This window comes from Gilliamella sp. wkB171, assembly GCF_001693755.1.
GTDB classification, from domain to species: Bacteria; Pseudomonadota; Gammaproteobacteria; order Enterobacterales; family Orbaceae; genus Gilliamella; species Gilliamella apicola_F.
Window position 1 is genome coordinate 519,347 of the sequence record NZ_LYST01000043.1, and the last position, 18,034, is coordinate 537,380.

General features: G+C 35.6%; 15 protein-coding genes and 2 pseudogenes. 12 read left to right on the forward strand and 5 right to left on the reverse strand.

Annotated features, from left to right (window positions below; translation table 11 throughout):
- Positions 1-531: 531 nt before the first annotated feature.
- The 3 genes from glnG to glnA form a co-directional block, all read right to left on the reverse strand.
- Positions 532-1,992: a nitrogen regulation protein NR(I) gene (glnG, locus tag A9G03_RS08415; RefSeq protein WP_065798932.1), complete on the reverse strand. Its 1,461-nt coding sequence runs from the start codon at positions 1,990-1,992 to the stop codon at positions 532-534.
- Positions 1,993-2,003: 11 nt separating this feature from the next.
- Positions 2,004-3,053 (reverse strand): nitrogen regulation protein NR(II), encoded by a 1,050-nt coding sequence (gene glnL / locus A9G03_RS08420; RefSeq protein WP_065633689.1) that lies wholly within the window; start codon positions 3,051-3,053, stop codon positions 2,004-2,006.
- A gap of 73 nt (positions 3,054-3,126) precedes the next feature.
- Positions 3,127-4,536 carry a glutamate--ammonia ligase gene (gene glnA / locus A9G03_RS08425; protein ID WP_065633690.1) on the reverse strand — a complete coding sequence of 470 codons (1,410 nt, stop codon included), beginning with the start codon at positions 4,534-4,536 and terminating at the stop codon, positions 3,127-3,129.
- A 730-nt stretch (positions 4,537-5,266) separates the two neighbouring features.
- Here glnA and A9G03_RS08430 point away from each other — a divergent pair.
- Genes A9G03_RS08430 through gpsA form a run of 3 tightly spaced genes read left to right on the forward strand, consistent with a single transcriptional unit; the run spans position 5,267 to position 7,268 of the window.
- Positions 5,267-5,707, forward strand: coding sequence for a rhodanese-like domain-containing protein (locus tag A9G03_RS08430; protein WP_065798933.1), 441 nt, complete (start codon positions 5,267-5,269; stop codon positions 5,705-5,707).
- A 29-nt stretch (positions 5,708-5,736) separates the two neighbouring features.
- On the forward strand, positions 5,737-6,210 hold the full coding sequence (secB, locus tag A9G03_RS08435; protein ID WP_065633692.1) for a protein-export chaperone SecB: 474 nt from the start codon (positions 5,737-5,739) through the stop codon (positions 6,208-6,210).
- Between the two features lie 44 nt (positions 6,211-6,254).
- Complete coding sequence (gene gpsA / locus A9G03_RS08440) at positions 6,255-7,268, forward strand: NAD(P)H-dependent glycerol-3-phosphate dehydrogenase (protein WP_065798934.1); 1,014 nt, start codon at positions 6,255-6,257, stop codon at positions 7,266-7,268.
- 69 nt (positions 7,269-7,337) lie between these two features.
- Here gpsA and A9G03_RS08445 read toward each other — a convergent pair whose 3' ends face one another.
- Entirely contained in the window at positions 7,338-8,312 is a 975-nt protein-coding gene (locus tag A9G03_RS08445) for an ornithine cyclodeaminase family protein (protein ID WP_065798935.1), read from the reverse strand.
- A gap of 194 nt (positions 8,313-8,506) precedes the next feature.
- Between A9G03_RS08445 and aas the strand changes: the two genes are divergently transcribed.
- The 8 genes and pseudogenes from aas to A9G03_RS08480 all read left to right on the forward strand — a co-directional run bounded on the left by aas (position 8,507) and on the right by A9G03_RS08480 (position 16,834).
- Entirely contained in the window at positions 8,507-10,648 is a 2,142-nt protein-coding gene (gene aas / locus A9G03_RS08450) for a bifunctional acyl-ACP--phospholipid O-acyltransferase/long-chain-fatty-acid--ACP ligase (RefSeq protein ID WP_065798936.1), read from the forward strand.
- Complete coding sequence (gene lplT, locus A9G03_RS08455) at positions 10,641-11,849, forward strand: lysophospholipid transporter LplT (protein ID WP_218056832.1); 1,209 nt, start codon at positions 10,641-10,643, stop codon at positions 11,847-11,849. The genes aas and lplT overlap by 8 nt, the downstream gene beginning before the upstream one ends.
- Positions 11,836-12,747, forward strand: coding sequence for an N-acetylmuramic acid 6-phosphate etherase (gene murQ, locus A9G03_RS08460; protein ID WP_065798937.1), 912 nt, complete (start codon positions 11,836-11,838; stop codon positions 12,745-12,747). The genes lplT and murQ overlap by 14 nt, the downstream gene beginning before the upstream one ends.
- An 846-nt stretch (positions 12,748-13,593) precedes the next feature.
- Positions 13,594-13,966: pseudogene (locus A9G03_RS12865) on the forward strand (PTS sugar transporter subunit IIA); the annotation flags it as partial.
- Between the two features lie 47 nt (positions 13,967-14,013).
- Positions 14,014-14,562: pseudogene (locus A9G03_RS12870) on the forward strand (PTS system mannose/fructose/N-acetylgalactosamine-transporter subunit IIB); the annotation flags it as partial.
- A 20-nt stretch (positions 14,563-14,582) separates the two neighbouring features.
- Positions 14,583-15,383, forward strand: a complete 801-nt coding sequence (locus A9G03_RS08470) for a PTS mannose/fructose/sorbose transporter subunit IIC (protein WP_065633697.1) — start codon at positions 14,583-14,585, stop codon at positions 15,381-15,383.
- Positions 15,384-15,399: 16 nt separating this feature from the next.
- Entirely contained in the window at positions 15,400-16,311 is a 912-nt protein-coding gene (locus tag A9G03_RS08475; protein ID WP_065633698.1) for a PTS system mannose/fructose/sorbose family transporter subunit IID, read from the forward strand.
- A gap of 148 nt (positions 16,312-16,459) precedes the next feature.
- A complete protein-coding gene (locus A9G03_RS08480; protein WP_065633699.1) occupies positions 16,460-16,834 on the forward strand; it encodes a DUF956 family protein in 375 nt (124 codons plus the stop codon).
- Between the two features lie 267 nt (positions 16,835-17,101).
- On the opposite strand, the gene A9G03_RS08485 is transcribed toward A9G03_RS08480, so the two are convergent.
- The gene (locus A9G03_RS08485) at positions 17,102-17,353 is read right to left on the reverse strand and encodes a hypothetical protein (RefSeq protein ID WP_065798938.1); all 252 of its coding nucleotides are present in this window, start codon (positions 17,351-17,353) and stop codon (positions 17,102-17,104) included.
- A gap of 429 nt (positions 17,354-17,782) precedes the next feature.
- Between A9G03_RS08485 and rpsP the strand changes: the two genes are divergently transcribed.
- The gene (rpsP, locus tag A9G03_RS08490; RefSeq protein ID WP_025314644.1) at positions 17,783-18,031 is read left to right on the forward strand and encodes a 30S ribosomal protein S16; all 249 of its coding nucleotides are present in this window, start codon (positions 17,783-17,785) and stop codon (positions 18,029-18,031) included.
- Positions 18,032-18,034 lie beyond the last annotated feature (3 nt).

The window sequence follows — 18,034 nt, forward strand, 5'->3', positions numbered from 1 at the left end:
GTGATTAATCCTAAAATGATACCAATAAATTTTAAATAAAAAGAAACTGAATTAAATATTTTCTGATTAAAAAGAGCTTTTTTTCCTTTTAAAAAGGAGAATAAAAAGTTAATTGAAGAGCGAAAATGATTAGAGTGAAATAATAAACTTAAATATAACGATTTATCTAACGATAAATAGGGTTTTACAGGTTTTGCGTTTTGCGTTTTGCGTTTTAAACATTATATATGTTTCCCTTCCCAAATGTCAACATATTTCTACATATTTCTACATAAATTCGTTTTTTTATGCGAAAAGTTATTTCTTGTTTTTTAATAAAAGAATAAAAACCAAAATCATATTAGATGAATAACATTGCTCTAAAAATAGAAAAATGTTAATTATGGTTTTAATTAATAATGAGAGAAAATCAGAAATAAATATACAAATTTTTTGTTAAGAATTGAAAAGCTGCTAATTAATTAAACTTCGATTGAGTTAGTTTAAAAACTTCAATTCAAAAGTAATCAAACTAACTTATTTAATTAATGATCAAAGCTCATCTAATTTATTTTGTGTATCATCTGATAATTCTTTCAACTTCCTTGTTAATGTGTTACGTCCCCATCCTAATAAATGGGCGGCATCTTGTTTATGACCACGCGTAAAGTTTAACGCACAATTTAATAAAATACGTTCAACATCGTTTACTGCTTCGGTTAATATACCTGTTTTGCCTGCAATTAGTGCTTGTTTAGCCCAATCTTCAAGTAAATTTTGCCAATTCATTTCAGGTTCTGGTTGATGAAATGGTTGAGAGCGGGGTTCACACTCTATTGAATTTTTAGGCATAGACATTTGTAGTAGTTCAGGTGGCAAATCCTGTACCAGTATTTCTTTACTGGAGGACATAACAGTAACCCAACGACAGGTATTCTCAAGCTGCCTAACATTCCCAGGCCATTTTGACATACATAAGATTTTTAAAGCTTCAGGACTAAAAATTTTACTTTCAACACCTAATTCTTTTGCAGTTGTATGTAAAAAGTGCTCAGCAAGTTTTGGAATATCTTGTGCTCTATCTCGTAACGGTGGTAATAAAATACGAATAACATTTAAACGATGAAAAAGATCTTCCCTAAATTTACCTTCTTGTACGCGCGCTTGTAAATCTTGATGCGTTGCCGCAATAATCCGTACATCGACTTTTACTGGTGAATAACCACCAATACGATAAAATTGTCCATCTGCAAGTACGCGTAATAAACGCGTTTGTACATCCAATGGCATATCCCCAATTTCATCCAAAAATAGGGTTCCACCATTAGCTTGTTCAAATCGACCATGTCTGATTTGAGCCGCACCAGTAAAAGCGCCCTTTTCATGCCCAAAAAGTTCGGATTCAATCAAATCTTTAGGAATTGCAGCCATATTAAGAGCAATAAAAGGCGATTGTGAACGCGGGCTATGAATGTGTAACGCCTTAGCAACTAACTCTTTACCTGTTCCTGATTCACCATTAATTAAAACACTAATCGATGATTTAGATAATCGCCCAATAATACGAAAAACCTCTTGCATCGCGGGTGCTTCACCAATAATGCCGGTTGAGGCTTTTGCTGTTGTGGTTTGACTTGTCTTGTTTGTTTGCGTTTGTAAAATTGCGCGTTCAACTAATTGAATGACTTCATCCACATCAAATGGTTTAGGAATATAGTCATAAGCACCTTTTTGATAAGCATTGACGGCTGCATCAAGATCCGAATGGGCTGTCATGATAATTACAGGTAAATTAGGTATTTGTTCCTTCACATAATGTAATAAGGTTAACCCATCAAGTCCTGGCATTTTGATGTCCGAGATCAATACAGCAGGTTTTTGCACATGCGTATCTAACGCATCAATCACTTCTTGACCATTCGCGAAAGTAACGCAGTTAAAGTGAGCATTGGTTAGCGCTTTTTCTAATACCCATCGAATTGAACTATCATCATCAACAATCCAAACATTCATTTTAATTTACCTCATTGTTTAATTGGCAAATAGACAGAAAATTCAGTATGTCCAGGCCAACTATTAAATTCAATTTTTCCATGATGCTGATCGACTATATTATGTGCAATCGAAAGTCCAATTCCTGTTCCTCCTTCATAACCACTCACCATTGGATAAAACAAGGTATCTTGTATGTGAACCGGTACGCCAGGTCCATTGTCTTCGATATCAATGCGGGCACAAAGTCGATAGCGCTGTCCATGTAAAGTCACCTGAAAGGCCGTTCTTGTTCTTATCGTTATTGTTCCTGCTTTTGTTCCTATAGCCTGCAATGCATTACGGACAATATTTAAAATCACTTGTTCTATCTGTTCAGAATCATGAATTAAATCAGGTAAACTTGGATCATAATCACGTAAAATTTGAATATTAATAGGCTTTTCTAAACAGAGTAAAGCATAGATTCGTTCTATTGCTTTGTGAATATTTTGTTCTTTTTGCTGTAACCGCTGCTGAGGGCCTAATAATCTATCAACCAAATTTCTGAGCCTATCGGCTTGCTCAATAATAATTTGTGTATAATCTTGTAGCTCATTTTTGGGTAATTCCCGAGATAATAATTGAGCCGCACCACGCAGACCGCCTAATGGATTTTTAATCTCATGAGCAAGTCCACGAACTAATTCTCGAGCTGCACTTTGTTGAGCTTGTTGTAATTGCTCTTGGCTAAGGCGCTTATGGTTATTTAATGGAGCCATTTCAATAAGAATGCGTCCATTTGCTAATAATTGTGCCGTTAATGATAAAATATGCAATTCATTATTAATCACTAAATTCACTTCATTATCCGTAAAACCTTGATTTTGTTCTAACGCACTTAACATGAGTTCAAAATCTAATGAATAATAACTCAATAAATCAGGCAAATAACTCTCTAATAATTTTTTTGTGCTTTGCGATAATAATTGCTGAGCTGCCGTATTGGCATAAAGAATATGAAGATTTTTATCGAGCAATAAAATACTTGTGATTATTGAATCGAGAACAAGATTCGCATCAGATTCATTATCAAATGTCATCGTTTGAATTCCCGCCCTCGCTAAAAACCACCGCTGATTAGCGGTGGAAGATTTAAGTTAAATCGAAAATAACTTATAAACTATAGTACAACTCAAATTCAACAGGATGTGGAGTCATACGAACACGATCAACATCTTGACGTTTTAAATCAATATAAGCATCGATAGTGTCATTAGTAAATACGTTACCACGAGTTAAGAACTCACGATCAGCATCTAAAGCATTAAGTGCTTCTTCAAGTGAGCCAGCCACTTGTGGAATTAATTTAGACTCTTCTGGTGGTAGATCGTATAAGTTTTTATCCATCGCATCGCCCGGATGAATTTTATTGATAATACCATCTAAACCAGCCATTAACTGTGCCGCAAATGACAAGTATGGGTTACCAGCTGGATCTGGGAAGCGAACTTCAATACGACGTGCTTTAGGGCTAGTCACAACAGGAATACGAATTGACGCAGAGCGGTTACGTGCTGAGTAAGCAAGCATCACTGGTGCTTCATAACCTGGGACTAAACGTTTATACGAGTTAGTTGCAGGGTTGGTAAACGCATTAATTGCTTTAGCATGTTTAATGATACCACCGATATAATATAGCGCCATTTCAGATAGGCCCGCATATTTATCGCCTGCAAATAAGTTTACCCCATCTTTGGCTAATGATTGGTGGCAGTGCATACCTGAACCATTATCACCAAACATCGGTTTAGGCATAAATGTTGCTGTTTTGCCATAAGCATGAGCAACATTTTGTACTACATACTTATAAATTTGCACTTCATCGGCTTTTTTAGTTAATGTATTGAAACGGCAAGCAATTTCGTTTTGACCTGCTGTTGCCACTTCATGGTGATGCGCTTCAACAACTAAACCTAATTGCTCCATAATTAAACACATTTCAGAACGAATATCTTGTGAAGAATCAACAGGAGGAAGTGGGAAGTAACCACCTTTAACTGCTGGACGATGGCCTTTATTGCCTTCTTCATATTTAGTACCTGAGTTCCAAGCTGCTTCGATATCATCAATATGTACAAAGCTACCAGACATTGGCGTACCAAAACGCACATCATCAAATAAGAAAAATTCTGGTTCTGGTCCAAAAATAACCGTATCAGCAATACCTGATGATTTTAAAAACTCTTCAGCACGTTTAGCAATTGAACGAGGGTCACGATCATAACCTTGTAATGTCGCTGGCTCTAAAACATCACAACGCAAATTCAATGTAACATCTTCAAAAAATGGATCAATTACCGCACTTGATGCATCTGGCATTAATACCATGTCTGATTCATTAATACCTTTCCAACCTGCAATTGATGAACCGTCAAACATCTTACCATCTTCAAAGAAATCAGCATCAATTTGGCTAACAGGAATTGTTACGTGTTGTTCTTTACCTTTTGTGTCGGTAAAACGTAAATCAACAAACTTAACATCGTTTTCTTTAATTAGTGTTAAAACTTTTTGTGTAGACATGTATCTTCTCCATTAAGGACAAATAATTGTTCAGTTTAAAAGGCATTTTTGCCAAGTTGTTTACAGTTATGCAAATATGATGCCATTTTTTAACCACGCTCAAGTGGTCAATAAGCTAACCTGATAATAACACAAATATTATTATCGCACCAAAATAAAGCAATAAGCACCAAAGTAATGCACCAAAACAAATCATTGCGACCTAATTAAAGATCACAAAAGCTTAAACTAGAGCCAATATAAAATAAGTCATATACAGTTGCAGCTTTTATAAACTTTTCAGTTTTGGTGCATACAGATATTCTGTTTAAACTTTACTTCAGCACTTTTCAATACCTAATGATAATTAAATAATAATTTTTTGTTTTGCTCAGTGTTATTTGAGTAATAGAAAAAGTAAGTTTTATATGTTGGTTGTTTGATGGTTAATATTGAAACAAACTAGAAGAATTGGTCACCATTATGTACAAAAATAGGAAAAGCTAATTAAGATTCCTCAGCTTTATTTGAAAAATATTTGATTGGAATTGACATTACTAAATTAGAAAAACATTAATCAATTAAGGAGCCGATTATCAATATAACTCTGTCTAAAGTTATCTATTTTTAACTTAAAATCGAATAATCATCATGACATTAAATAATGTTTTCACATAATGGTACTATATTTCACCGCATAATATCGCTATAATCGTAGCTTATATCGAAAAAATCAGGTAATCACATAAGTATGGACTTTATTACACTCGAAATTATTCCTTTTGTAAAAAATCACCTTTTACTTTCACTCGGTTGGATTGTGTTATTTATTGCAATCATTGTATTAACAATTAAAAGCAAATTATCGAAAGTTAAGATCATTAATAATGCCCAAGCAATCAATATGATCAATAAACAAAATGCCGTCATTGTTGATATTCGCTCGGCTGATAGCTTTAAAAAAGGGCATGTGACTGAATCTCATAATGTTTTGCCGATTGATATTAAAAATGCGAGCGCCAAAACCATTGATAAATTCAAAGAGGATCTCATTATTTTAATTGATGAAAATGGTTTATCATCAACGAATATTGGTGAAATTCTTGTAAAACAAGGTTTTTTACATGTTTATGCCCTAAAAGATGGCATTGCTGGATGGAATGGCGAAAATTTACCATTAGTTAGAAAATAATATAATTTAAAAATAAATAAGGTTTTATCATGACTGAACAAAACAATACACAACAAGCAGAAACACAATTTGCAATTCAACGTATTTATACTAAAGATGTTTCGTTCGAAACCAATAATGTGCCAGAAATTTTTACAAAACAATGGCAACCAGACATGAATATTGAGCTTAATTCATCATCTCAAATTTTGAATGAAAGCGTGTATGAAGTTGCTTTGCGCGTCACAGTAACAGTGAAGTCACAAGATGAAGTTGTGTATATATGTGAAGTTACTCAAGCCGGTATTTTTTCATTAATTGGCTTTGACGAAAACCAAATCCAACACTGCGTTGGGGCTTATTGTCCAAATATCTTATTCCCTTATGCTCGTGAAGTCGTGTCAAGTTTAGTGACCAAAGGTACATTCCCTCAACTCAATTTAGAGCCAGTAAATTTTGATGCACTATTCCTTAATTATCTTCAACAACAAGCTGAAGCTAATTCTGCTGAAACACTACAATAGTGGTTGTTTGGCAATAAATTTTTAATCAGTTTATTGGATTATTTATGAAAAAAAGTGCTGTAGTAACAGTCATTGGAGCAGGTTCCTATGGAACCTCTTTAGCAATATTGCTGGCTCGTAATGGTCATCCAACACTATTATGGGGTCATAACCCTGATAAAATGACTATTTTGCAGCACGATAGGCAAAATAAGCAATTTTTACCAGATATTGCTTTCCCACCTGAGTTACAGGTTGAAACGGATTTACAAACCGCTGTTAATGCTGCCCCCATCCTACTTATTGTAGTTCCTAGTCACGCTTTTGCTAGTGTTCTAAAGCAAATTAAACCTTTTTTACGCAAAGATTCAAAAATCGTTTGGGCGACAAAAGGTTTAGAAGCCGACACAGGACGCTTATTACAAGATGTAGCAAGGGAAATTCTAGGCAATGAAATTCCTTTAGCAGTTATTTCTGGTCCGACCTTTGCTAAAGAAGTCGCATCAGGTTTACCTACTGCGGTAACCGTTGCATCAACCGATGATTTGTTTTTAACAGAGTTACAGAATTTATTTCACTGTAGTAAAAGTTTTCGAGTTTATAGCAGTAAAGATTTTATTGGCGTACAACTGGGGGGCGCTGTCAAAAATGTTATTGCTATTGGTGCAGGTCTATCCGATGGGCTGGGTTTTGGTGCCAATGCCCGAACAGCGCTAATTACCCGAGGGCTCGCTGAAATGATGCGATTAGGTGCTAAACTTGGCGCCGACCCTGCTACCTTTATGGGCATGGCTGGGCTTGGCGATCTGGTGTTAACTTGTACTGATAATCAATCACGTAATCGTCGTTTTGGTATATTATTAGGTCAAAATAAAACCATTGAAGAAGCACAAAAAACTATCGCTCAAGTTGTTGAAGGATATAAAAATACCAAAGAAGTATGGTTATTAGCTAAAAACTATCACGTCGATATGCCAATTACAGAACAAATTTATCAAGTTCTATATGAACATAAAGATCCAAAACAAGCGGCAATGGCATTACTTGGGCGTTCGCAAAAAGAAGAATTAAAAAGTTAAGCTCTATATCGATAAAAGGTTATTGCTTACTTAAAAAATTATGTCAAAAAATAGGGCTATTGCCCTATTTTATATTGTTAAGCCGATTCCTTTTTGTTTAGCTTTTAAATAAATATCATAGCCAACGTAAACATCTAGCACTGCGGTACCAACGGTTTTAAATAACGTAATTTGCTGATCATTTTCACGACATAGCGTAGAATTCATCACTAGATTGCCTAATTCTAAAAAATCATCTTTAGATACTAACTTTTGATTGATCGGATCGATGATATCGCCAGCTTCAGCAAAAACACCTTCTTTAGTATCAAGAACACGAATAGACGATTTTTTCACGATATCACTTGGAATTTCATGCATTTCTGGCGTATAAGCACCAACACCATTAATATGAGTACCTGGTTTAACGTTCTCGCCATTAAACGTTGCTACTTTTGAAGTCGTCACAGAAGTAATAATATCGGCTCGACTAATATCTTGATCCAAGTCTTGTGAGTAATAAAAGTTAGTAGAGAAATGTTCAAAACGACTTTTCATCTCTTCTGTGAACTGTTTAGCTTTTTCACTATCAATATCAAAAATGGCCACATCCGTTAGTGGACGAACAGTAAGCATCGCTTCCAACTGAGATACAGCTTGCCCTCCCGTACCAATTAATACCGCTCGACGAGCATCTTTACGCGCTAATAAATCTGTTGCCGCTCCTTGTACCGCGCCAGTTCGAAGTTGAGTAACATAAGTACCATCTAACATGGCACAAACTTCACCAGTTTGTGGATCAAGCAATAATACTTGTGCCGGTACTGATGGCTTGCCTAAGGCTGGGTTATCAGGAAAGACTGACACAATTTTAATGCCGACAATATCGCTACCTTTTATATGTGCAGGCATAAATAAGCTTTGACCTTTTTGCATATCAAAATTAATCCGTAATGGAACCTCACTGTTACCCTCAGTATAAATTTTCAAAGCTTGCTTATCTGCTGCGATCGCATCTTGCATGGTATAAACTTTTTTAATCTCATTAGCCGTTAATATTAACATTTTATCTCCAGTCCATTTTTTAATGCTTATTTTTTTGACCAACATCAATTGTCTAATTATTCAGTAACCCCAATGGCCTTTATAATAATGTTTTGTTTTAATTCAAATAACAGGATAAATTGCTTATCTTGTATATTGCTTACTTTTTCACTATTATGACAAAGTGTAATTTTGCACGACAATTGAGAAATCAGATGTTATTTAAAATACTAAAATTTTTCCTTAAGATTTTATTTCATGTTAAAGTTCATGGCAATCTAGATAATTTAAAACAAGATAGGCTTCTTATCACGCCTAATCATGTTTCCTTTCTCGATGGCGTTTTAATCGGTGTTTTTTTACCAGTAAAACCTGTCTTTGCTATTTATGCAGGCTATATAGACCATTGGTTGGTACGTTTAGCAAAGCATTATGTTGATTTTGTGCCAATGGATCCTATCAGTCCTATGGCAATAAAACGATTAGTTCGTGAAATTGAAAAAGGTCGTCCAATTGTTATTTTCCCTGAAGGCCGAATCACAATAACAGGTTCGTTAATGAAAATTTATGACGGTGCGGCTTTTGTTGCGGCTCGTTCTAAAGCGACTATCGTACCTGTTTGGATTGAAGGAGCAGAATTTACCCTAACCAGTCGTTTAAAAGGATTATTCAAACGGCATTTGTTTCCAAAGATAACTATTCATGTTCTTGAGCCGACCTCTATTCCAATGCCAAATGCGCCAAAAGCCAGAGACAGGCGTTACATAGCAGGTGAAAAACTGCATGAAATTATGATGAATGCCCGTATGGCAAGTCGCCCTAAATTGACACTATTCGAAGCTTTACTTGAAGCACAAGTAAAATACGGGGTTAAATCACGAATGGTGCAAGACCCGACAACATCGGAAGCTTCATACCGAAACCTTCTTAAACAAATCATTGGTGTTAGCTGCATCATTGCTAAAATTACCAAAAGAAAAGAACGAGTCGGTCTGTTATTACCAAACGCTACAATTACTGTTGCAACTATTTTTGGTTTATCGGTTAAAAACAGAATTCCAGCAATGCTTAATTATACAGCGGGTACTAAAGGCATAACTTGTGCGGTAACAGCGGCTGAAATTAAAACCATTATTACTTCTCGAAAATTCATCAAAAAAGGGAAGCTTGATTACTTGCTTGAAGAAGTCAAGGGTGTTAAATGGTATTTCCTTGAAGATTTACGTAAAAGCTTAAATTTCAGTGATAAATTATATATTTTAATTCATCAATATATTCCACGTTTGGTTCAGCGTCGTCAATCTAGCGATGATGAAGCTTTAGTACTCTTTACTTCCGGCTCTGAAGGTAATCCTAAAGGTGTGGTTCATAGCCATAATAGTTTGATTGCCAATGTAGAGCAAATTCGAACAGTTATCGATCCAACACCAGCAGACCGTTTTATGTCAGCCTTACCACTGTTTCATGCTTTTGGCATTACTGCTGGTCTATTTTTACCGCTGTTTTCGGGCAGTCGAACCTTTTTATATCCAAATCCATTACACTACCGTATGGTACCCGAAATTATCTATGACCAAAATTGTACTGTTTTATTTGGTACACCAACATTCTTAGCTAACTATGCGCGATATGCTCACCCTTATGATTTTATGCGCTTACGTTACGTAGTTGCCGGTGCCGAAAAACTACCCGATTCTGTTCGAGAACAATGGAAAGATAAATATGGTATTCGTATTTTAGAAGGTTATGGTGTGACCGAATGTGCACCGGTTGTTGCTCTTAATGTGCCTATGGCCTTTAAAGCTGGCACAGTTGGACGGTTATTGCCTGGTATGATTTCACGAATAATTCCTATATCAGGGATTACCGATGGTGGCGAATTACAACTAAAAGGGCCTAATGTCATGAAAGGCTACTTGCGTGTTGAAAATCCAGGTAAGCTTGAGCCCCCTGTAGCCACAGATGAAAACGGCAAGACCGAAAAAGGCTGGTATGATACTGGCGATATTGTTGCTATTGATAACGAAGGTTTTGTCACGATTAAAGGACGCTTAAAACGATTTGCTAAGATTGCCGGTGAAATGGTGTCATTAGAAAGTGTTGAAGCTCTAGCCAAAAAAGTCGATCCCGATTCGATGAATGGTGCAACGGTAAAAACAGACTCGTCTAAAGGCGAAGCAATCGTACTGTTTACCACATCGTCTAATATTAATCGAGAATTACTCAATCAAGCCGCTCAAGAACTTGGTATACCAACACTAGCCATACCGCGAGATATTCGGGTTGTTAAAGAGTTACCATTACTTGGCACAGGTAAAATCGATTTTATTACGCTAAGAAAAATGGCCGATGAATAAGTCAGAATCTACTATGAAACAATATTCACTATTAAGCAAAGGCATGGTGGCAACCATGCTAGCGCAGTTTTTTTCAGCATTTGCGGATAATGCGATCTTTTTTGCTATCCTTGCTTATATTAAAAATTTGCATTACCCACAATGGAGCCAGTCAGTATTACAAATTAGCTTTGTTGTTCCTTTTATAATTCTTTCACCTTTTGTAGGCCAATTTGCCGATAGTATGTCCAAAGGCAAAGCGATGATGATAGCCAATGGTCTAAAATTAATTGGTGCCGCAAGTATCTGCTTAAATATTAGTCCATTTATCGGTTATTTTTTAGTGGGTATAGGCGCTGCTGGTTACTCTCCAGCAAAATATGGTATTTTAGGCGAGCTAACATCGGGCGATAAGTTAATAAAAGCAAATGGTTTAATTGAAGCATCAACAATTGCAGCAATTTTGCTAGGTTCTTTGGCTGGTGGGCATATTGCCGATATGAATGTCAGTGCATCCTTACTTACTTGCGTTTTAATGTATGCACTCGCCGTAATTGCTAACATATTTATTCCCAAGTTACCGGCTGCAAGAAAAGATATTCACTGGAAATTTACCAGTATGGTAAAAGATTTTACCCACACAGTGAAAATCATCTTCAGTAATAAACAAGCGCTATATACGTTATTAGGCACCAGCCTATTTTGGGGAGCAGGCATTACATTACGTTTTTTATTGATTAGCTGGGTGCCTGTGGTTTTAGGTATTGTTGACAATTCAACCCCGACCAATCTTAATGCCATTGTTGCCATCGGTATTGTAATTGGTGCTGGTTTAGCTAGCGTGTTTATTTCGATCGATAAAACATTACGTTGTATTCCTGCTGGAATCATGATGGGCATAGCCGTTATAGTTTTTACATTGCAAAGCCATATTATTTCATCCTATATTTTATTAGTTATCATTGGTGCACTAGGTGGATTCTTCTTAGTGCCACTTAATGCTTTAATTCAAAAAATGGGCAAAGATTTAGTTGGTGCAGGTAGTGTCATATCAATCCAAAACTTAAGCGAATATAGTGCAATGATGATCATGTTAGGGCTTTATACCTTAGCTGTTGCGCTCAACCTCCCTGTTATTGCTATTGGTGTAGGCTTTGGTTGTTTATTTACACTAGTAATATTCTTTCTATGGCTAGGATTAAGAAAACATGCAAAACATTAATTTATCTTCAATGTTAACCGAGAGCCGTAATCCAGATAGTGAACAAATTGATAGCTGCTCCACATTAGAAATTCTCAAAATTATCAATAATGAAGATAAAAAAGTTGCCTTAGCAGTAGAGCAAGAATTAAGCAACATAGCTCAAGCAGTAGAGTTAATTAGTCACGCTTTGTTAAATCAAGGTAGATTAATTTACATTGGTGCTGGCACATCGGGGCGTTTAGGTATTTTAGATGCCAGTGAATGCCCACCAACTTATGGCACACCGCCTGAACTGGTTATCGGCTTAATCGCTGGTGGCCAGCAGGCAATCTTTCATGCTGTTGAAAATGCTGAAGACAATCCACAATTAGCTGAACATGATTTAACCAAGATCAATTTATCAGCAAACGATGTTTTAGTCGGAATTGCAGCTAGTGGGCGCACACCTTATGTTCTTGGTGCCATGCACTTTGCTAAATCACTGGGGTGCAAAGTTGTAAGCTTATGTTGCAATCCCAAAGCTCCAATGCTTGAATTAGCCGATATCGCTATCACCCCCATTGTTGGTGCGGAAGTGATCACCGGTTCATCAAGAATGAAAGCGGGCACAGCACAAAAACTTGTACTAAATATGTTAACCACAGCAAGTATGATTAAAATTGGCAAAGTTTACGGTAATTTAATGGTAGATGTTGAAGCAACCAATGCTAAACTGATTGAGCGCCAAATATCAATTGTTATGCAAGCAACCGATTGTGACCGACAAACAGCGACTTTAGCATTACAACAAAGTAATCGACACTGTAAAACGGCTATTTTAATGATTTTAGGTAACCTATCTTTTATGCAAGCAAAAAAAATCTTATCAGAAAATAATGGATTTATTCGTAGTGCGCTAAAAGATCATGGTTTATAAAATAACGATGAAAATAACTCTAAAAAAGATGATGTTTAGTTCATATGTATTTTTTAAAAAATAGCAAATAGTGCATTTGACTAAAGTAACCTTAATTTAATTTTTAAAGTTTAATTCGGTAAATCAAAAAACTAAGACAATCTAATTTAACGTATAGATCACATCAGTTATCTTTGACATTGTTTGATGTGATCTAAAGTTGAGTGATAAAAAAATCCTTAAAATCAAAAACAGCAACGATATTGATTTGCATGTTAGCGAAACATACCTAACGAAATGGACAAAGAACAATCAATTAGCTTTTGAAGAAAATTATCTCAGAAGTCTAAAACGGTAGAGGTTTCAGTCAACAACTTATTGATCAATATCAAAATCCCTTACTATGGATTGAATAACTTATAATTAATTTTGCGTTAATTCGTTATTACTAAGCCACTATCTTAATAATCAATCGATAAAATAATAATACCCACCTAAATAGCTTCAACACTTATTATCACAAATAATTAAAATAACAGTATCCATTATTAAATGGATGATCAATAATTAGCAAAAATTTCGTAACTAGAATAAATGATTCTTTAAAAATAGATAAAATTCTTCTATAAAAAAATAGATTATCTATACTTAACTTATTAATAAATGTTATGATTTAACAGTTAATTATATAAAAATTAGGAATATAAACATTTGTTTTACAAACAACTATGTACCCCATATTTTTTATAAGCAGAGTATTTATGTTCAATGTTTTTACATATGACTTAACTAAACCAAACTAGTTTTTGGAGCCCATTTAAAGTAATTTTTTATTATCCAATGAGATAAATATTTGGAGGAGCGTGTATGGTAGGAATTATTCTTGCAACTCATGGTGAGTTTGCAGAAGGGATTCTACAATCAGGAACGATGATATTTGGTGAGCAGGAAAACGTTAAAGCGGTTACCTTGCATCCAAGTGACAGTCCTGAAAGTTTAAAAGAGCGAATGCTTGCTGCAATAGCAACATTCGATAATCAAGATGAAGTGCTTTTTTTAGTGGATTTATGGGGCGGAACACCTTTCAATCAAGCAAATAATTTATGTGGTGAACATAGTAATTGGGCGATTGTAGCTGGTTTAAACTTACCTATGTTAATTGAAGCTTACTCATCACGCTTTTCGATGGAAACAGCTAAAGAAATTGCCTCAGCAATTTTAGAATCCGCCAAAGAAGGCATTCGCGCAACGGTTGAACCTGCCAAAACACAAACATCTAAACCCTCTGCCGCTATTCCTGAAGGAACAGTTGTCGGTGATGGAAAGATGAAAATTGTTCTAGCTCGTATCGATTCTCGCTTATTACATGGTCAAGTCGCCACTTCTTGGACAAAATCAACCAATCCGACTCGTATTATTGTCGTATCAGATTCAGTTGCGAAGGATCAGTTAAGAAAAAAACTGATTGAAGAAGCGGCGCCTCCTGGCGTGAAAGCAAACGTCGTGCCTATCAAAAAAATTATTGAAGTTTCGCGTGATCCTCGTTTTGGTAATACCAAAGCTTTATTGCTATTTGAAAATCCTGAAGATGTACTAAGAACTATCGAAGGTGGTGTTGATATCAATGTTGTCAATGTTGGTTCGATGGCACATTCTGTGGGTAAAGTAATGGTTAATAAAGTGTTATCAATGAATGCACAAGACGTTGAAACCTTTGAAAAGTTAAAAGCTAAAAACGTCAAATTTGACGTTCGTAAAGTGCCTAATGATTCTAACGATAATATGGATGAATTATTAAAGAAAGCGAAACAAGAATTAGCTGAGCAAAAGAATTAGTTTATTTAAGAGGTTATATTATGACATTATCAATTATTGCTATCATTTTGGTGATAGTTATTGCCTTTCTAGCGGGTATGGAAGGGATTTTAGATCAGTTTCAATTTCATCAACCTTTGGTTGCTTGTTCATTAATTGGACTTGTGACCGGAAATTTAGAAGCGGGTATTGTATTAGGCGGATCATTACAAATGATTGCATTAGGTTGGGCAAACATTGGGGCAGCAGTTGCACCTGATGCAGCATTAGCCGCAGTGGCTTCATCCATCATTTTAGTTTTAGGTGGACAAGGTGTCGCTGGTGTTTCGACCGCAATTGCAGTTGCGATTCCACTTGCTGTTGCTGGATTATTCTTAACTATGATTGTGCGAACCATTGCTGTGCCATTAGTCCATATGATGGATGCCGCAGCAGAAGAAGCAAATATTCGTAAAATAGAATTATTGCAAATTTTGGGTATCTGCTTGCAAGGTCTAAGAATCGCAATCCCAGCAGCAGCTCTTTTATTTATCCCTGCTGAAACGGTAAAAGGCGCATTAGAAGCGATGCCAGAATGGTTAACAACAGGTATGGCAATAGGCGGAGGAATGGTTGTTGCGGTTGGTTATGCCATGGTCATTAATATGATGGCAAACCGCGAAGTATGGCCATTTTTCATTATTGGCTTTGTAGTTGCAGCGATATCACAATTAACCTTAATTGCACTAGGTGCGCTTGGTATTGCCTTGGCGTTAATCTATCTTAGCCTTTCTGAACGCGGAAACTCTTCAAATGGTGGCGATAAAGGCGATCCACTTGACGACATTTTAAATGATTACTAGGAACTTGGAGAAAAAAATGACTGATAGAATTCAATTAAGCAAAAAAGATCGTTTAGCGGTTGCTTGGCGTTCGACTTTCCTCCAAGGTTCTTGGAATTATGAACGTATGCAAAATGGTGGTTGGGTTTACTCAATGATCCCAGCTATCAAAAAATTATATACCAGCAAAGAAGATCGTTCTGCTGCATTAAAACGTCACTTAGAGTTTTTTAACACTCACCCCTATTTAGCATCACCTGTGCTAGGAGTAACGCTTGCGCTAGAAGAAGAGCGAGCCAACGGGGCTGCGGTTGATGATGTTGCTATCCAAGGTGTAAAAGTCGGGATGATGGGACCATTAGCTGGTGTGGGTGATCCAGTATTCTGGTTTACAGTAAGACCGATGCTTGGTGCGCTTGGAGCTTCACTTGCACTTAGTGGTAACATTATGGGACCAATTCTATTCTTTTTACTTTGGAACATTATTCGTTGGAGCTTTATGTGGTATACCCAAGAATTTGGTTATCGTACTGGCTCAAAAATTACCGATAATTTATCTGGTGGTTTACTCCAAAAAATTACGAAAGGTGCGTCTATTTTAGGGATGTTTGTACTAGCAGCTTTGGTACAAAGGTGGGTATCAATAAAATTCCAACCAGTCGTTTCAACTGTAAAATTAGATAATGGTGCATTTATTGATTGGAATGCTTTACCAGCTGGTGCGGAAGGCATTCAAAAAGCATTGCAACAAATGCAAGCTGGATTATCTTTGACACAAGAAAAAGTTACTACCTTGCAAAATAACTTGGATCAATTAATACCAGGACTTGTACCATTACTTTTAACATTTTTATGTATGTGGTTACTACGTAAAAAAGTCTCACCTATTATCATTATCCTTGGATTATTTGTTGTAGGTATTATTGGCCACGTTATTGGTCTTTTATAAAAGATAATGTTTTAACCAACGTATTTTTAAAATATACCGTTTTAGTTTAAAGCAACAATTTCTTAATAATCAAACTATCCTTTTCATCACATAACGATGATGAAAAGGATATCATCACTAATTCAAGTCCAGCTTGGGAACACAATAGATGGTTCAATCATTAAACACGAAGATTGATTTAACGGTAAAAGCAACAGCATTTACTGGTTTAACTGAATATGGCAATATCATAATCGGAGACAAAGCTTTTGAGTTTTATCATCAGCATGACCCGCGCAAATATATTCAAATCCCTTGGAATGAAGTCGATTTTGTTATTGCATCGGTACTATTTGGTGGTAAATGGATTCCACGTTATTCAATTCAAACCAAAAAAGATGGTACTTTTACTTTTGCTTCTAAACAACCTAAACAAGTACTTAGAGCCATTCGAGTTTATATTGATGGACCAAAAATGGTGCGTTCATTAGGTTTTTTTGACGTGTTAAAACGAGCTTTCTTTAAGAAAAAAACAAAAAATTAAGACAATATTAAGTAAAATACACAAATAAATTAATATATTAATTTATCATGTTATTATTCCTAATAAATTGATAAAATTTTTAAGCTGATTTTAGTAATTGTCGATCTCTTTGCTTAATCAGATAAACTGCTCTTTTGAGCGAGATGCCTTCAAATAAGATTATCGCAATATTGTCATGTTCAAATTGAAATAAGGTTAACCCAGTTGTAATACTAACCTATCATAAATGTCTACAGCCTAACTTCTATAGCATATTGAATGATATAGCTACGTCAATTGTTCGGTATAAATACAAATAACTATACCTTTTAAAAAAACAATAAAGTTATGCCTTTCTAACTCCTTTAATTCAACCGATTGTTTCTGCTCAAGAACATTATCTTTGTGGTAAATCAAATGAAACTCACCTGAAATCAATAAATCTGTATGAATATCTTTTAAAGTCGGTATTCCTGCTAATATTGTCATTACAGAACGAGTTGCCGATTTTTCGCAAGTAACGTTTAAACAAATAGCCAAAGATCATGTTACCGTCATGAGTGATGTGCTCGTACAGCTGTCAAAGAGATTATTGCCATGGACTCAACGCTAATTGAATGACAGCTCGTCAAACAGTTATCAGCTATTTGGAAGTATAAAAATTGTGCAATCACCCGTGGCATAACTTACTCTTTAGCGCTTGATATGCATGGAAAAGGGCTAAGTACGGCATTAATGGGTAAAGATATAGATTAAAACGCCTGTTAATGATTGTTTTTTGAACCGAATCAATCCCAGTAATTATTATTGGTGAGATTGATTATTTATAGATATTGGTTAATAAATGTATTACCTTTTATCAGCCATAAACAGCCATTGCACTTTTTGCCAGAAAGAGTATAATTTCGGGGCTTTGATTTTGTCCATGTTGGGCAAGATAAAGATTATTTTTTAATTTAAGAGGATGTTATGGTAACTATTCGTTTAGCTCGTGGTGGCTCTAAAAAGCGCCCTTTTTATCAAGTAGTTGTCACTGATAGCCGTAACCCACGTGATGGTCGTTTTATTGAGCGCGTTGGCTTTTTTAATCCAATTGCACAAGGTAAAGCAGAAGAATTACGTTTAGATCTTGATCGCGTAAATCATTGGGTAGGTTTAGGTGCAACCGTTTCTGATCGTGTTAACACATTGATCAAACAAGCACAAAAAGCTGCTTAATAT

Bases quoted from the DNA above. Each gene is read 5' to 3' on its own strand.
- glnG (WP_065798932.1), bottom strand. From the start codon at position 1,992: ATGAATGTTTGGATTGTTGATGATGATAGTTCAATTCGATGGGTATTA.
- glnL (WP_065633689.1), bottom strand. From the start codon at position 3,053: ATGACATTTGATAATGAATCTGATGCGAATCTTGTTCTCGATTCAATA.
- glnA (WP_065633690.1), bottom strand. From the start codon at position 4,536: ATGTCTACACAAAAAGTTTTAACACTAATTAAAGAAAACGATGTTAAG.
- A9G03_RS08430 (WP_065798933.1), top strand. From the start codon at position 5,267: ATGGACTTTATTACACTCGAAATTATTCCTTTTGTAAAAAATCACCTT.
- secB (WP_065633692.1), top strand. From the start codon at position 5,737: ATGACTGAACAAAACAATACACAACAAGCAGAAACACAATTTGCAATT.
- gpsA (WP_065798934.1), top strand. From the start codon at position 6,255: ATGAAAAAAAGTGCTGTAGTAACAGTCATTGGAGCAGGTTCCTATGGA.
- A9G03_RS08445 (WP_065798935.1), bottom strand. From the start codon at position 8,312: ATGTTAATATTAACGGCTAATGAGATTAAAAAAGTTTATACCATGCAA.
- aas (WP_065798936.1), top strand. From the start codon at position 8,507: ATGTTATTTAAAATACTAAAATTTTTCCTTAAGATTTTATTTCATGTT.
- lplT (WP_218056832.1), top strand. From the start codon at position 10,641: ATGAATAAGTCAGAATCTACTATGAAACAATATTCACTATTAAGCAAA.
- murQ (WP_065798937.1), top strand. From the start codon at position 11,836: ATGCAAAACATTAATTTATCTTCAATGTTAACCGAGAGCCGTAATCCA.
- A9G03_RS08470 (WP_065633697.1), top strand. From the start codon at position 14,583: ATGACATTATCAATTATTGCTATCATTTTGGTGATAGTTATTGCCTTT.
- A9G03_RS08475 (WP_065633698.1), top strand. From the start codon at position 15,400: ATGACTGATAGAATTCAATTAAGCAAAAAAGATCGTTTAGCGGTTGCT.
- A9G03_RS08480 (WP_065633699.1), top strand. From the start codon at position 16,460: ATGGTTCAATCATTAAACACGAAGATTGATTTAACGGTAAAAGCAACA.
- rpsP (WP_025314644.1), top strand. From the start codon at position 17,783: ATGGTAACTATTCGTTTAGCTCGTGGTGGCTCTAAAAAGCGCCCTTTT.